Origin of the sequence: Limimaricola sp. (genome assembly GCF_016125575.1) — a bacterium.
Classification (GTDB): Bacteria; Pseudomonadota; Alphaproteobacteria; order Rhodobacterales; family Rhodobacteraceae; genus WGLM01.
In genome coordinates, this window is the sequence record NZ_WGLM01000006.1 from 191,229 (window position 1) to 205,822 (window position 14,594).

A 14,594-nucleotide genomic window follows, 5' to 3' on the forward strand; every position below is an offset into this window, starting at 1 on the left:
GGCAGGGTGGGCTCTCATGGGCTTTCCGCCTTGCCACCGCCGTTGATCTCTCTAGTTTAGAATCAATCTAAACTGGAGCAGCCCGACCCATGATCCCCGGCATCACATCCCGCCGCCGTTTCCGCGACCTGTCCGAGCAGGAGGTTCTGGCACTGGCCATCTCCTCGGAAGAGGATGACGGGCGCATCTACCGCTCTTATGCCGAGCGTCTGCGCAAGGACTATCCCGCCTCCGCCAAGATCTTCGACGGCATGGCCGAAGAAGAGGACGGCCACCGCCGCCGCCTGATTGACCTGCACACAAAGCGCTTTGGCGACACTATCCCGCTGATCCGGCGCGAGCACGTCTCGGGCTTCTACGCGCGGCGGCCGGTCTGGCTGATCGAGAACCTTGGGCTGGAACGTATCCGCGACGAGGCCGCGCAGATGGAGCGCGACGCGGAACGTTTTTACCTGACCGCCGCCGCCGCGACGCAGGACGCCGACACCCGCAAGCTGCTGGGCGATCTGGCCGCCGCCGAAAGCAAGCATGTCGACAAGGCCAGCGATCTGGCCGAGATGCACCTTGGCCCCGACGAGAAATCCGAGGAAGAGAGTGCCGCGCACCGGCAATTCATCCTGACCTGGGTGCAACCGGGGCTGGCGGGGCTGATGGATGGTTCGGTCTCGACGCTGGCGCCGATCTTTGCCACTGCGTTCGCCACCCACAACACCTGGACGACGTTCCTTGTCGGCCTTGCCGCATCCATTGGCGCGGGCATCTCGATGGGCTTTACCGAGGCTGCGCATGATGACGGCGTCATCTCGGGCCGTGGCTCGCCCATCAAGCGGGGGCTGGCCTCGGGGATCATGACGGCGGTAGGCGGGCTGGGCCACGCATTGCCCTACCTGATTCCCGAATTCTGGACCGCCACCACCATCGCCTTCGTGGTGGTGTTCATCGAGCTTTGGGCGATCGCCTGGATCCAGAACCGGTTCATGGAAACGCCGTTCATGCGCGCGGCGTTCCAGGTGGTGCTGGGTGGCGCGCTGGTCTTTGCCGCGGGCGCGCTGATCGGCTCTGGCTGATCGGCCCTGCCGGGCCGACGCGCGCCGCGCTGGAGTATTTTCGGCAAGATGAAGCCCAAGGGCGGTTTGCCTTCGGGGCCCGCGTGGCGCTAGAAGAAGCCTGAGCAGAAGGAGCCCCGCCATGGCCGCACCCAAACCCGTTGTCCTGTGCATCCTCGATGGCTGGGGGCTGCGCGCGGACAAGACCGCCAATGCCCCCGCGCTGGCCGATATTCCCACCTTTCGGCACCTGATGGCGACCTGCCCGCATGCGCAGCTTGTCACCCACGGCCCCGACGTGGGCCTGCCCCGCGGGCAGATGGGCAATTCCGAGGTGGGCCATACCAATATCGGCGCGGGCCGTGTGGTGGCGATGGACCTTGGTCAGATCGACCTGGCGATCGAGGACGGGTCTTTTGCCAAGGAAAAGGCGCTGGTCGCCTTCATCGACAAGCTGAAGTCCAGCGGCGGGCGGGCGCACCTGATGGGCGTCGTCTCGGACGGCGGGGTGCATGGCCACGTCAACCATATCGTCGCCGCGGCCAATGCCATTGCCGCAGCCGGCGTGCCGGTTGTGCTGCACGCGATCACCGACGGGCGTGACGTGCCGCCCTCCTCGGCGGCCGACTACATGGCCGCGCTGCTGCCGCGCCTGCCCGACGGCACGCAGGTGGCAACGGTCATCGGCCGCTACTACGCGATGGACCGCGACAACCGGTGGGAGCGGGTCCAGACCGCCTATGACGCGATGGTCAACGGCAAGGGCGGCCATGCAGACACGCCCGGGGCCGCCATCGAGGCCGCCTACGCCGACGGCAAGACCGATGAGTTCATCCCCGCCACCGTGATCGGCGACTATTCCGGCATGGCAAAGGGCGATGGCCTGTTCTGCCTCAACTTCCGCTCCGACCGGGCGCGCGAAATCCTCGCCGCGATCGCCAATCCAGATTTCGACGGTTTCGATCGGGGCGCGATGCCAGACCTCGCCGCGCGGCTGGGCATGGCCGAATATTCCGACGCGCATAACGCGTGGTATGCGACCGTCTTTCCCAAGCGCAAGATCGTCAACACGTTGGGGGCTTGGGTGGCCAGCCACGGGCTGACCCAGTTCCGCCTTGCCGAAACCGAGAAATACCCGCACGTCACCTTCTTCCTCAACGGCGGCAAGGAAACGCCCGAGAAAGGCGAGGACCGGTTCATGCCGAAATCGCCCAAGGTCGCGACCTACGACCTGCAACCCGAGATGTCCTCGGTCGAAGTGACCGATGCGTTCGTCGCGGCGATCGAGAAGGGGTATGACCTGATCGTCACCAACTATGCCAACCCCGACATGGTGGGCCATACCGGCGTGCTGGAGGCCGCGATCAAGGCCGTCGAGGCGGTGGACCGGGGTCTGGGCCGCGTTGTCGCGGCACTGGAAAAGGCCGGCGGCGCGATGATCGTCACCGCCGATCACGGCAATTGCGAAACGATGGTCGATCCCGAGACGGGCAAGCCGCACACCGCGCACACCACCAACCCGGTGCCGGTGATCCTGTTCGGCGGACCCAAGGGCGCGAGGTTACACAACGGGCGGCTGGCCGACCTTGCGCCGACGCTGCTGGACCTGATGGGGCTGGAGGCGCCGCCGGAAATGACCGGTAAAAGCCTCATCGACCGATGATCCGCCCGCTTGCCGCGCTGCTGGCCCTGACGCTGCCGTTTTCGGCGGCGATGGCGGCCGACGCGCCGCAATCGGCCGCCGCCACCGCCGAGGCCGCGCGCGCCGCCCTTGTCGCCGCGCAGGACCAGCTGACCAAGGCCGAGGGCGCGCGTGACCGGGTCGCGGCACTGACCGCCACCGTCAAGGCCTATGAACAGGGGCTGATCGCGCTGCGCGACGGCCTGCGCAGGGCCACGATCCGCCAGCAGGCGATCGAGGCGCAACTGGCCGCACAAAGCGACGAGGTGGCACAATTGCTGGCTGTGCTGGAGACGATGGGAAAGACGCCCGAGCCGGTGATGTTGCTGCACCCGTCGGGCGCGCTGGGCACCGCGCGGTCGGGCATGCTGTTGGCGGATGTCACGCCTGCCCTTCAGGATAAGGTTGCAACACTGCGCGCGCGGCTGCAGGAAGTGGCGGACCTGCGCAAGGTGCAGGACGGCGCCGCCGATACGCTGCGACGCGGCCTTGCCGACGCGCAGAAGGCCCGCGCCGAGTTAAGCGCCGCAATCTCGGATCGCACCGACCTGCCGCGACGCTTTGCCGAAGACGAGGTGCAGACGGCGCTGCTGCTGGCCTCGACCGATACGCTTGCCGCCTTTGCCAGCGGTCTTGATGGCACGCTGGACGGGCCCGAAACCGGCACCGCGCCTGATGCGACACCTGCCAAGGGCGCGCTGCCGCTTCCGGTTGCGGGACAGGTGCTGCGCGGCTTCAACGCGGCCGATGCAGCGGGCATCGTGCGTCCCGGCTGGGTCATCGCGACCGCGCCGCGCGCATTGGTCACCACGCCGGTCGCAGCCACGGTACGCTTTCGCGGGCCGCTGCTGGATTACGGCAATGTCGTCATCCTTGAACCCGCGCCCGGGGTGCTGTTCGTCCTTGCCGGGTTGGGCGAGGTCTATGGCGAGGCCGGGCAGGTGCTGCCCGCAGGCTCGCCCGTGGGCCTGATGGGAGGCGCCACGCCGGATGTTGACGCGATTTTGACCGAAACAGCGGCAGGGGCCGGTCAGGCCCGGACGGAAACCCTTTATCTTGAGGTCCGGGAAGGGCAAGGTCCGGTTGACCCCGCGACCTGGTTCGCGCCGGACTGAAACAGGAGTCTCGATGAAAAAGCTTGTGATCGCCGCCACGACCGGAACAGTGCTGGGCCTGCTCGCCACGACCCAGATCGCCGGTCCCCTGATCGCGCAGGAGGCCAACCGCAACAGCAGCGTCTACGAACAGCTTGACCTGTTCGGTGACGTGTTCCAGCGCATTCGCGACCAGTACGTCGAACCCGTCGACGAAAAGAAGCTGATCGAGGCCGCGATCAACGGCATGCTGTCCTCGCTCGATCCGCATTCCAGCTATCTGTCGGCCACGGACGCCGCCGCGATGCGGGTGCAGACGCGGGGCGAGTTCGGCGGGCTGGGCATCGAGGTGACGCAGGACCAAGGCTGGATCAAGGTCGTCTCGCCGATGGACGGCACGCCGGCCGCGGCCGCGGGCATCCAGACTGGCGACTACATCACCGCCGTCAACGGCGAAAGCCTGATGGGCCTGACGCTCGACCAGTCGGTCGACAAGATGCGCGGGCCGGTCGGATCGGACGTCACCATTACCATCGTGCGCAAGGGCGTGACCGACCCGTTCGATGTTTCACTGGTGCGTGACACGATCAAGCTGACTGCCGTGCGCGCCCGGACCGAGGGCCAGACGGTGGTTCTGCGTATCTCGACCTTCAACGACCAGACGTTCCAGAACCTGCAGGACGGCATCAAGGCGCAGGTCGCCGCCGCCGGGGGCATGGACAAGGTCAACGGGTTCGTCATCGACCTGCGCAACGATCCCGGCGGGTTGCTGAACCAGGCGATCTATGTGGCCGATGCCTTCCTCAACGCCGGCGAGATCGTGTCGACCCGTGGCCGCCTGCCCTCGGATGGCGAACGCTACAACGCCACGCCGGGCGATCTGGCGATGGGCAAGCCGATTGTCGTTCTGATCAACGGCGGCACCGCCTCGGCCTCGGAAATCGTGGCGGGCGCGTTGCAGGACCACCACCGCGCGGTAGTGATCGGCACGAAGTCGTTCGGCAAGGGCTCGGTCCAGACCGTGATGCCGCTGAAGGGCGACGCCGCGATGAAGCTGACCACGGCGCGCTACTACACGCCATCGGGCCGGTCGATCCAGAACCTTGGCATCCAGCCCGACATCATCGTGGAACAGCCGCCGCCGCCACCCGCAGGCGCCGTTAGCTCCGGCGATCAGCCGGCGCAGCCGCAGATGCGCTCTGAGGCGGACCTGCGCGGCGCACTCAACAACGACAGCCTGACGCCCGACGAGATGAAGCAAGTTCAGGAGGACCGAGCCAAGGCCGAGGCCGCCGCGAAACTGCGCGACGAGGACTACCAGTTGGCCTATGCCATCGACATCCTCACCGGGCTGAACAAGCTGGGCAATGGCGGCGCCACCAGCGACAGCGCGGCCACGCCGCCCGCCGCCGATGCCGCGCCCGCGTCTGACGCAGCGCCGGCGCCGGCTCCGGCTCCGGCGAACTGACCCCGGGAAAGGGGGCGGGCCAATGGCTCGCCCTCGCCAACGCCATGACCCCCGAGGATATCGCCCGCCTTCCCTATCGCCGCAATGTCGGCGTGATGCTGGTCAACCCGGCCGGGCGCGTGTTCGTCGGCCAACGTCGCGACCGCGACCAGGACGCATGGCAGATGCCGCAAGGTGGCATCGACGCGGGCGAAGACCCCCGCGGCGCGGCCTTGCGCGAACTGGAGGAGGAAACCGGGGTCTCGCCCGCGCTGGTGCGGATCGAGGCCGAAACCCCCGGCTGGATCGCCTACGACCTGCCGCATGACGTGGTGCCGACCATCTGGAAGGGCCGCTATCGTGGGCAAGAGCAGAAGTGGTTCCTGATGCGATTCCTCGGCACCGATGATCAGGTCGACATCGCCCGCAACCACCCCGAATTCTCGCGCTGGCGCTGGGCCGCGCCGGACGAACTGGTGCCCGGCATCGTCGCCTTCAAGCGCGATGTCTATGCCCGCGTCCTGCAGGAATTCGGCGCGCTTCTTTAACCCCGCAGCCGCGTCAGCAGTGCCAGCGAGGCATAGCCGTCCGGGATCAGCCCATGCGCGCGCTGATACCCGCGCACCGCGTCGATGGTCAGTGGCCCGATCAGGCCATCAGCCCGCGCCGGATACCCCGCCGCCGTCAGCCGCCGCTGCAACTCGACCCGCTCGGCAAAACTCAGCGCGCGGTCGCCGCGTGGCCATGAGTGATGGATCGGCCCGCCGCCCATGATCCGGTCGGCCAGATGGCCAACGCCAATGATATAGGCATCGGCGGTGTTGTAGCGTTCGATCACGTCGAAGTTGTGGAAGATCATAAAGGCCGCGCCCTGCGCCCCCGCCGGTACCAGGATGGAGCCCGCACCGTAATTCGGCACTGCCCGCCCGTTCAGCCCGACCACGCCCAGCCGCGCCCACTCGGCGGGCGAGCGGGTGATGCGTCGGTCGGCCAGCGCATAGTCGAAGCCGCGCGGCAGGTTAACCTCCACCCCCCAAGGCTGGCCACGGGTCCAGCCGTGTCGCGCAAGGTAGGCCGCCGTCGAGGCCAGCGCGTCGGTCGGGTCGTCAGACCAGATGTCGCGCCGCCCGTCGCCGTTGAAATCCACCGCGTAGGCGAGGTACGAGGTTGGCATGAACTGGGTATGGCCCATTGCGCCCGCCCAGCTGCCGGTCATGTCGGCCGCGCGCACGTCGCCATGATCGAGGATACGCAGCGCCGCCATCAACTCGTTCTCGAAGAACCGGCCGCGCCGCCCCTCGTAGGCCAGCGTCGCCAACGAGGCGACGATGTGACTACTCCCGCGATGGGTGCCATAGGCGCTTTCCAGCCCCCAGATTGCCACCACGTATTGCCGGTCCACGCCATAGCGCGCCTCGATCTGATCGAGCAGGCCGGAATAGCGCCGCAGCGCCGCCCGCCCCGAACTGACCCGGCTGTCCGACGCGGCACTGTCAAGATAGTCCCACAGGGTCTTGGTGAATTCCGACTGGTTGGCATCGCGGCGCAACGCGTCGGTGTCCAACTGCACGCCGGCAAAGGCGGCGTCCAGCGTCCGCCGGCTGATCCCGCGCGCTTCGGCCCGGTGCCGGAAGGCCGTGATCCAGCGGGCAAACCCCGGATCGGCGGTATCGGCCACCTTCATGACCATGTCGCGCTCTCCCGGCCGCGCGAAGGGCCGGGGCGAAACCGACAGGATGACACTCGAACCGCCATCTCGCGCCGAGGCAACGGCAGCGGCCACCGCGGCATCACCACCGCCCAGCCCCGCCGGACGGCCCTGCGGCGCGATCGAGGCCACCAGTGGCGCGGCCTGCGCAACCGTGGTCAATGGCGCAAAGAATGCGCCTGCGGCAAGAATGGCCGCGCCCCGCGCGGCCCGGACTGCTCTCATGTCACGATCCATTTGCTGGACGGTTCTTGATAATTGCGGCCGAGCCTACCCGGAATCGGGCCGTTCCGCCATTGCACTGCCCCGGCGCGCGCATTTTTCCGCCGGGCCTGCGCTAGTGCCGGCTGCGCTTGACCTTGCGGGCCTTGGCCGCGGCGGCCCGCTTGGCCTTGGCCAGCCGCGGGCGCGCCGCCTTGCCCCGGCCGCGATGGGTGGGGCCGCGCGGCATCAACCGCTCGTCCAGCGTCACCAATTCGGCGATCAGTCCGCCGGTCACGGCCGAGGCTTCGGCCAGCTTGACCGTCACCCGCTGGCCCAGCCCGATGATCGTGCCGCTGTCAGCGCCCATCAGCGTCTGCGCCTCGGCGTCGAAGTGGAAGAACTCGTGCCCCAGCGTGCGGATCGGGATCAGCGCATCGGCTCCCGTCTCGTCCAGTTTCACGAAGAGGCCAAAGCGCGCCACGCCGCTGATCCGCCCGGCAAACTCCGCCCCCACCCTGTCCGACAGGAAGGCGGCAAGGTAGCGGTCGGTCGTGTCGCGCTCTGCCATCATCGAGCGCCGCTCGGTATCGCTGATCTGCTGGGCAGTCTCGTCGAGATGTTCGACATCGAAGGGCCCAAGCCCGTCATCACCCCAGTGATGCGCCGTGATCAGGCCGCGATGCACGATCAGGTCCGAATAACGCCGGATCGGCGAGGTGAAATGCGCGTAGTGCCGCAGCGCCAGTCCGAAATGGCCAAAATTCTCGGGCGCGTAATAGGCCTGCGTCATCGACCGCAGCGTGGCAAGGTTGATCAACTCGTCCTGGTCGGTGCCCGCCGCCTGTGCCAGCAGGTGGTTGAGCTGCGCGGTATGCAACACCTGCCCCTTGGCCAGCACCAGCCCCGAGGCATGGGCAACCTCTCGCAGCGCATCCAGCTTTTCGGGGCTGGGCTCTTCATGCACGCGGAACAGCAGCTGCGTGCGCTTGGCCACCAGCGTTTCGGCCGCGGCGACATTGGCGAGGATCATGAATTCCTCGATCAGCCGGTGCGCGTCCAGCCGCTCCTTGAAGGCGACCGAAGCGACGGTGCCGGCCTCGTCCAGCACGATCCGCCGCTCCGGCAGGTCCAGATCCAGCGGCTGGCGCACCGCGCGGGCGCGGTTCAGCGCGGCATGGGCGCCGTAAAGCGGCGCGATGACCTCGGCCATCAGCGGGGCAACCTTCTCGCCCGGATGGCCGTCCTGCCCCGCCTGCACCTCTTCGTAATTCAGCGACGCGGCCGAACGCATCAGCGCGCGGGTGAAACGGTGGGAAATCTTGTCGCCCTCAGCCGAGATTCGCATCTCCACCGCAAGGCAGGGCCGGTCGACGCCCTCGTGCAGCGAACACAGGTCGCCCGACAGGCGGTCGGGCAGCATCGGCACCACGCGGTCGGGGAAATAGGTGGAGTTGCCGCGCTTTCGCGCCTCGTGGTCCAGCGCCGAGCCGGGGCGGACGTAATGCGCGACATCGGCGATCGCCACCCACAGGATGAACCCGCCCGGATTGGCCGGGTCGGGGTCGGGGATGGCAAGGCAGGCATCGTCATGGTCGCGCGCATCGGCCGGGTCGATGGTGACCAGCGGCAGGTGGCGCAAGTCCTCGCGCTTGCCCAGCCCGACGGGGGTCTGGGCATCCGCCTCGGCGATCACCGCGTCGGGGAAATGGTCGGGGATGCCGTGCTGGTGGATCGCGATCAGCGATACCGCACGCGGCGCGCTGGGGTCGCCGAGGCGGGCCACGATGCGCGCCTTGGGCAGGCCCAGCCGGCCCTTGGGGCCAATCTGCTCGGCCTCGACCAGTTCACCATCCTTGGCGCCATACTCCGCACCCGGGCCCACCACCCATTGCCGGTCCTGCCCCTTGTCGACAGGCAGAATGCGTCCGCCTTCGGAGTCGCGCTTGAAAACACCAACGATGCGCTGCGGGTTCATCCCGATGCGCCGGATCAGCCGCGCGGTATAGTCGTGGTCCTCACCCCGCACCTCGGTCATCCGCGCCAGAATGCGGTCGCCCGCGCCTAGCGCCGGATCGCTTTCGCGCAGCAGCATCAGCACGCGGGGTGGCCGCGCCTCGCCCTGCCATTCCAGCGGGCGGGCGAACAGGTCGCCATCGGCATCGGGCGCCATCACCTCCAGCACCGCAACGGGCGGCAGCTTGTCGGCATCGCGGTAGCTGTGGCGGCGCTTGGTCAGGGCGCCCTCCGCCTCCATCTCGCGCAACAGCGCCTTGAGGTCGACCCGCGCCGCCCCCTTGATGCCGAAGGCGCGCGCGATGTCGCGCTTTGCGGTCAGCGTTGGGTTCTCGGCGATCCAGGTCAGGATCTGCGCCTTGGAGGGAAGGGTGCTCATGCCCCTGCCCTACCATGCGCCCCGTCGCCCGTCACCGGGAAACACCCGCGCCTTCATCTTGCCCCAAATACTCTCGCCGGAGGCATCGCCGTCAGGCGAAATACTCCCGCAGAATCCGGGAATAGACCGCCTTCAGCCGGGTGATCAGCGCCACCTCCACCCGTTCGTCCACCGCGTGCATCGTCTTGCCCACCAGCCCGAATTCCACCACCGGGCAGTGATCCTTGACAAAGCGCGCGTCCGAGGTCCCGCCCGAGGTCGACAGCACAGGCTCAATCCCGGTCTCGGCTTTCACCGCGCCTGCCACCATCTCTGACAGCGGCCCCGGTGGGGTGAGGAAACTCTCGCCCGAAACCTTCACCTCAACCGCGATCTTCACACCGCAGGCTTCGGCAACCTGCGCGGCCTCGGCCCGTAGCCATGCCGTAAGGCTGTCACCGCTATGGGCGTCGTTGAAACGGACATTGATGGTGGCGCGGCATTGCGCGGGGATCACGTTGGTCGCGGGGTTACCGGTGTCGATCGTCACCGGCACCAGCACGGAAGGGTCGAAATGATCTGTCCCCGAATCCAGCTCATGCGCACAAAGCCTGTCGATCAGCCGTGCCATCGCGGGCAGCGGGTTCTTTGCCCGCGCCGGGTAGGCCGAATGGCCCTGCACCCCTGTCACGGTCACGAAGGCGCTAAGCGAGCCGCGCCGACCGATCTTCATCGCCTCGCCGAAGGTCTCGGGGCAGGTCGGCTCGCCCACCAGGCAAACCGACATCGTCTCATGTTCGGCGGCCATCCAGTCGAGCAGCGCAACGGTGCCATCCTTCGCGTCGCCCTCCTCGTCGCCGGTGATCGCCAGAATCACCGCACCATCGGGCGGCGTGTCGCGAACGAAATCCACCGCCGCCGCGACAAAGGCCGCGACGCCAGATTTCATGTCGGTCGCGCCGCGCCCCCAGAGAAAACCGTCACGGATCTCTCCGCCGAACGGATCGACGCTCCACGCCTTCGCATCGCCCACCGGCACCACGTCGACGTGGCCGTTGAAGCCGAAACTGCGGTTGGCGCCCTTGCGGCCCCAGCGCGCAAAGAGGTTCGACACACCGCCCCGGTCGACCCGCGAGCAGGTGAACCCGGCATCGGACAAAAGCTTTTCCAGCAGCACCAGCGCGCCGCCTTCGGCCGGCGTCACCGAGGGACAGCGGACAAGAGCAGCCGTCAGGGCAACGGGATCGGTTGGTTCAGTCATTGGAGGTCTCCTTCAGGTCTTGGCTATCGCGGTGGCCTGCCCGATGCAATCGGGCCGGGCATCCCGATAACTGTGGCCACTTGGCGACAAATTGGCAGCGTTTCGTGCGCCAAGGCACAATCGCCCCTCCCCAAGGCCCGTCACTTTGCGCTAGGGACATCATCAATAAGATGACCCGAGGCAGGGCAGAGCAGATGAGACGATCCCGGACCGCAAAGCGCGCCGCCCAATGGCGTGTGCCTGCCATCGCGCAGGTGCGGCGTTGAGCTGGGTCGGCCTGCGAGAAGGCGCGCGGGGGCAGTTCTGCCCGCAAGGGCTGGGCCGACCGGCCCCCTCCACCCCGGCCGATCCCGATGCCTTGTTGCCGCGCGGCACGCTTATGCTGGCCTTCGAGGTTGATCCGATGCAGCAGGGCGATCTCATCCGCCTTGACACGCACCAGCCATGGCCATGCGGGCTGATGCTGGGCCTCGGCCCGCGCGGATCGGTCCACCTCACGCAATGGCAGGGAAACCAGATCGTCACCGCTGCTTTGCCGACCGACCTTGGCGCTGTCCGCGAAAGCACCGTGATCAGCTACAGCTGGGATGCCCCGACGCGGATCGGCACGCTCAGCCTCTGGCTGCCGGATCGGCGGCAACTGTTCCAGGCTGACGTGATCGGGCCATTGCCGCTGTCCTATCGCATGGCCGCCGCGCTGATGACCCTGCCGGACGGCTGCCCGCTGGCACCCGGTGTCAGCTTTCTTGCGCTCTCGGACCGGGTCGAGCCGGCGGGCCCGACCGCCACGATCGACGGCGCAGCACCTGTCGCCACGCCGCGCGGCGTGGTGCCGATGGGCCGTCTGCAACCGGGAGAGGTTGTTCTGACCGGGGATGGCGACATCGCGCAGGTCCGCTGGGCCGGATGGCAGGACCTGCCCGCACGCGGCCCCTTCGCACCGCTTGTCCTGCGCGCGCCCTATTACGGCGCGCGCGAGAACGTCACCATCGCCCCCTGTCAGCGGCTGGTTCTGCGCGGTTCTGGCGTCGAATACCTCTTCGCGCGCGACCGGGTTGGCGCGGCCGCGCGGCACCTTCGCCACGACCGGGCGATCGTGCCAGCCCCGCCCGTACTGGTGAAACGCTGGCACCAGGTCCTGCTGGACCGGCCCGCCAGCCTGATGCTCGCCGGGGTCGAGATGGAGGGGCTGGATGCAGCACCCTTGCTGGCCAATCCGGGCACGTGGGGCAGTTCGCTGTTGGCCGGAATGCCCAACGAATGGCGCCCGCGCGGCCGGTTCCAGGACACGACGCTGCGCATCCTGAACAATACCGAAGCTGTCACACTGGCGATGTCCGGCGTGGCCTGACGCGGCCTAGTCGGCGGTATCGAAGAACGGCGTCATCTGCGCGACGATCACGCTGTTTTCCTCCAGCGCCTTGGCCATCAGCGCACGTTCATCTTCGTCGATGTCATGGCCGTCGGCCAGCCGTTCCTCCAGCGTGCCGTAGCCCGAAACATCGAGCGGCGCGAGATCGGCCTGCTTCAGGATCGCCACCGTCTCGCGCACCGCCTCGGCCTCGTCCACGCCGCTGGCGTAGCACATCAGCGCCGCCCCCGTGCTGCCCTCGGGCAGCCCGTCGCCGGGATGACGGCCAACCTCGACCAGAAGGGTATAGACCTGCTGGGGGCGCTTCTGTTTCACGGGTTTGTCTGGCATCGCGCGCTCCGTCATCACGGGTTCGGCTCGCTCATAGGCGTTTCAGAGGTCGGCCGCCATCTTGATTGCGTCATCCCCGCCGCCGTGATCGTCAAGGCCGGGGTCTTCGACAAAGCCCATCTTGCGGTAAAGCGAGAGCGCCTCGTGATGGCGCGGCAGCGCGCCCAGTTCCATGCGGCGAAAGCCCATCTCGGGCGCACAGTCCTGCAACCGGCTGACCAGCGCGCGGCCCGCCCCGCTGCCGCGCGCCGCCTCGCTGACGAACATGCGGTTCATCTCGCAGATACCATTACCGGCATCCGTCAGCATCACGATGCCCACAGGCATGCCGTCCAGCACGGCCAGCAGGCATTCGCCCTGCGGCGGCCCATACCTGACCCGCACGTCCGAGACGTTTTCAGCGAATTTCTGATGGGCAAGGTAATTGTCGATCTGGTCCTTGCGCTCGGGGTAGCGCGCGCGCAGCCAGTCGACAAAATCCCATGCCAGTCGTTCGACCGCGGCTGCCTGTGCTTTGGTGCGGACGGGTTCGATCTCCAGCATCATCGGACCTACCTGAATTGCCTGCCCTCAATTGCGCAGTCACAGTCTGGCACGACACGTGGGCGTCGCACCAGACAAGGAAAACGGCCGGGACCTTGCCCCCCGCCCACCTATCGCGTGGCTTGCATCGGAAGGATCAGGCCCCAGCGGGTGTCTTGCGGCGGCCCGAACACCTTAAAGCCCACCTTGCGATAGGCTGCGATCGCCCGGCCGTTATCGGGGTGCGGATCAGTGGCGACGACCGGCGCGCCGGCCTCAAACAACGCCCAGAGGCGGGCCGCGATGAAGGCGGTTCCATGGCCATGGCCGATCATCTCGGCCTCGCCGATAAACTGGTCGATACCGCGAGAACCCGGCGGCAGTTGCGCGAAGTGATGCTCGTCCCAGCCGTGAACCGTGTAGTCCTGCATGAACGCAAAGGAGCGGCCCCCGGTTTCGACAATCCACCGGGCCACGCGCGGGTCGGCAAGGTCGTCGGCGTCATAGGGCGTGGCCGCATCCCACCACGCGCGCACATGCGGCTGGCCCTGCCACGCCGCAATCATCGGCAGATCTCGCACACTGGCCCTGCGGAAGCGATACCGCCCTGTCACCGGCCCGCCCGAGGATCCTGTCGGCATTCAGCCTAGTCGCGCAGCAACTCGTTGATGCCGGTCTTGGCCCGCGTCTGGGCGTCCACCCGCTTCACGATCACCGCACAGTAAAGGTTCACGCCGCCCTTGGAGGGCATCGACCCGGCCACGACGACCGAGTAGGGCGGCACCTCGCCATACATCACTTCGCCGGTCTCGCGGTCGACGATCTTGGTCGACTTGCCAATGAAGACGCCCATCCCCAGCACCGATCCCTCGCGCACGATGCAGCCCTCGACCACCTCGGACCGCGCGCCGATGAAGCAGTTGTCCTCGATGATCGTCGGGCCGGCCTGCATCGGTTCCAGCACGCCGCCGATGCCGACGCCGCCCGACAGGTGCACATGCTTGCCGATCTGCGCGCAGCTTCCCACCGTCGCCCAGCCGTCCACCATCGTACCTTCGTCGACATAGGCGCCGATATTCACGAAGGACGGCATCAGAACCACGTTCTTTCCGATGAAGGCCGAGCGGCGCACAATGGACCCCGGCACCGCGCGAAAGCCCGCCGCGCGCCACTGGTTGTCGCCCCAGCCCGCGAATTTCGACGGCACCTTGTCCCACCATGTCGTGCCGCCATTGCCCCCGGGGATCGCTTCCATGTCATTGAGGCGGAACGACAGCAGTACGGCCTTCTTGGCCCACTGGTTGACGTGCCAGCGCCCGTCGGCCTGTTTCTCGGCCACCCGCAGGTGGCCGCTGTCCAGCGCCGCCAGCGTATCCTCGATCGCCTCGCGCACTTCGCCGGTGGTGGCGGGGCTGATGCCGTCGCGGGCCTCCCAGGCAGCTTCGATGGCGGTCTCAAGCGCGGCGTTGGACATCGGGTTCACTCCGGTTTGTCTGTCAATGACGGGTTGCGCGGGCTATAGACCGGTTCCGGCCCCTTAGGCAATCGACGAGGACAT

Annotated in this window: 13 protein-coding genes; 6 read left to right on the forward strand and 7 right to left on the reverse strand. The window is 67.5% G+C overall.

Translation table 11 applies throughout. The features are described 5' to 3' along the window. Nucleotides 1–89 precede the first annotated feature (89 nt). The 5 genes from mbfA (at nt 90) to GC146_RS16610 (ending at nt 5,816) form a co-directional block, all read left to right on the forward strand. A complete protein-coding gene (mbfA, locus tag GC146_RS16590) occupies nt 90–1,067 on the forward strand; it encodes an iron exporter MbfA (protein ID WP_291841179.1) in 978 nt (325 codons plus the stop codon). Nucleotides 1,068–1,188: 121 nt separating this feature from the next. Continuing rightward, nucleotides 1,189–2,709 carry a 2,3-bisphosphoglycerate-independent phosphoglycerate mutase gene (gpmI, locus tag GC146_RS16595; protein ID WP_291841181.1) on the forward strand — a complete coding sequence of 507 codons (1,521 nt, stop codon included), beginning with the start codon at nt 1,189–1,191 and terminating at the stop codon, nt 2,707–2,709. Then, nucleotides 2,706–3,842, forward strand: coding sequence for a peptidoglycan DD-metalloendopeptidase family protein (locus GC146_RS16600; protein ID WP_291841183.1), 1,137 nt, complete (start codon nt 2,706–2,708; stop codon nt 3,840–3,842). The genes gpmI and GC146_RS16600 overlap by 4 nt, the downstream gene beginning before the upstream one ends. 13 nt (nt 3,843–3,855) lie before the next feature. Continuing rightward, the gene (locus tag GC146_RS16605; protein WP_291841184.1) at nt 3,856–5,289 is read left to right on the forward strand and encodes a S41 family peptidase; all 1,434 of its coding nucleotides are present in this window, start codon (nt 3,856–3,858) and stop codon (nt 5,287–5,289) included. A gap of 44 nt (nt 5,290–5,333) precedes the next feature. Further along, nucleotides 5,334–5,816 (forward strand): RNA pyrophosphohydrolase, encoded by a 483-nt coding sequence (locus tag GC146_RS16610; RefSeq protein WP_291841185.1) that lies wholly within the window; start codon nt 5,334–5,336, stop codon nt 5,814–5,816. On the opposite strand, the gene GC146_RS16615 is transcribed toward GC146_RS16610, so the two are convergent. From GC146_RS16615 to dapE, 3 genes are all read right to left on the reverse strand, one after another. After that, nucleotides 5,813–7,201: a lytic murein transglycosylase gene (locus tag GC146_RS16615; RefSeq protein ID WP_291841186.1), complete on the reverse strand. Its 1,389-nt coding sequence runs from the start codon at nt 7,199–7,201 to the stop codon at nt 5,813–5,815. The genes GC146_RS16610 and GC146_RS16615 overlap by 4 nt on opposite strands. A gap of 112 nt (nt 7,202–7,313) precedes the next feature. After that, nucleotides 7,314–9,572: a ribonuclease R gene (rnr, locus tag GC146_RS16620; protein WP_291841188.1), complete on the reverse strand. Its 2,259-nt coding sequence runs from the start codon at nt 9,570–9,572 to the stop codon at nt 7,314–7,316. A gap of 91 nt (nt 9,573–9,663) precedes the next feature. Beyond that, the gene (dapE, locus tag GC146_RS16625; protein WP_291841190.1) at nt 9,664–10,812 is read right to left on the reverse strand and encodes a succinyl-diaminopimelate desuccinylase; all 1,149 of its coding nucleotides are present in this window, start codon (nt 10,810–10,812) and stop codon (nt 9,664–9,666) included. Nucleotides 10,813–11,074: 262 nt separating this feature from the next. On the opposite strand from dapE, the gene GC146_RS16630 reads away from it, so the two are divergent. After that, nucleotides 11,075–12,163: a Hint domain-containing protein gene (locus tag GC146_RS16630; RefSeq protein ID WP_291841192.1), complete on the forward strand. Its 1,089-nt coding sequence runs from the start codon at nt 11,075–11,077 to the stop codon at nt 12,161–12,163. A 6-nt stretch (nt 12,164–12,169) separates the two neighbouring features. On the opposite strand, the gene GC146_RS16635 is transcribed toward GC146_RS16630, so the two are convergent. The 4 genes from GC146_RS16635 to dapD form a co-directional block, all read right to left on the reverse strand. After that, nucleotides 12,170–12,514, reverse strand: a complete 345-nt coding sequence (locus GC146_RS16635; RefSeq protein WP_291841194.1) for a hypothetical protein — start codon at nt 12,512–12,514, stop codon at nt 12,170–12,172. Nucleotides 12,515–12,556: 42 nt separating this feature from the next. Continuing rightward, on the reverse strand, nt 12,557–13,060 hold the full coding sequence (locus GC146_RS16640; protein WP_291841196.1) for a GNAT family N-acetyltransferase: 504 nt from the start codon (nt 13,058–13,060) through the stop codon (nt 12,557–12,559). A 107-nt stretch (nt 13,061–13,167) separates the two neighbouring features. Continuing rightward, nucleotides 13,168–13,677, reverse strand: coding sequence for a GNAT family N-acetyltransferase (locus GC146_RS16645; RefSeq protein ID WP_291841198.1), 510 nt, complete (start codon nt 13,675–13,677; stop codon nt 13,168–13,170). A 5-nt stretch (nt 13,678–13,682) separates the two neighbouring features. Beyond that, nucleotides 13,683–14,510 (reverse strand): 2,3,4,5-tetrahydropyridine-2,6-dicarboxylate N-succinyltransferase, encoded by an 828-nt coding sequence (gene dapD / locus GC146_RS16650; RefSeq protein WP_291841301.1) that lies wholly within the window; start codon nt 14,508–14,510, stop codon nt 13,683–13,685. Nucleotides 14,511–14,594 lie beyond the last annotated feature (84 nt).

Bases quoted from the DNA above. Each gene is read 5' to 3' on its own strand.
- GC146_RS16635 (WP_291841194.1), bottom strand. From the start codon at position 12,514: ATGCCAGACAAACCCGTGAAACAGAAGCGCCCCCAGCAGGTCTATACC.
- GC146_RS16640 (WP_291841196.1), bottom strand. From the start codon at position 13,060: ATGATGCTGGAGATCGAACCCGTCCGCACCAAAGCACAGGCAGCCGCG.
- gpmI (WP_291841181.1), top strand. From the start codon at position 1,189: ATGGCCGCACCCAAACCCGTTGTCCTGTGCATCCTCGATGGCTGGGGG.
- dapD (WP_291841301.1), bottom strand. From the start codon at position 14,510: ATGTCCAACGCCGCGCTTGAGACCGCCATCGAAGCTGCCTGGGAGGCC.
- GC146_RS16645 (WP_291841198.1), bottom strand. From the start codon at position 13,677: ATGCCGACAGGATCCTCGGGCGGGCCGGTGACAGGGCGGTATCGCTTC.
- GC146_RS16610 (WP_291841185.1), top strand. From the start codon at position 5,334: ATGACCCCCGAGGATATCGCCCGCCTTCCCTATCGCCGCAATGTCGGC.
- GC146_RS16615 (WP_291841186.1), bottom strand. From the start codon at position 7,201: ATGAGAGCAGTCCGGGCCGCGCGGGGCGCGGCCATTCTTGCCGCAGGC.
- mbfA (WP_291841179.1), top strand. From the start codon at position 90: ATGATCCCCGGCATCACATCCCGCCGCCGTTTCCGCGACCTGTCCGAG.
- GC146_RS16600 (WP_291841183.1), top strand. From the start codon at position 2,706: ATGATCCGCCCGCTTGCCGCGCTGCTGGCCCTGACGCTGCCGTTTTCG.
- dapE (WP_291841190.1), bottom strand. From the start codon at position 10,812: ATGACTGAACCAACCGATCCCGTTGCCCTGACGGCTGCTCTTGTCCGC.
- GC146_RS16605 (WP_291841184.1), top strand. From the start codon at position 3,856: ATGAAAAAGCTTGTGATCGCCGCCACGACCGGAACAGTGCTGGGCCTG.
- rnr (WP_291841188.1), bottom strand. From the start codon at position 9,572: ATGAGCACCCTTCCCTCCAAGGCGCAGATCCTGACCTGGATCGCCGAG.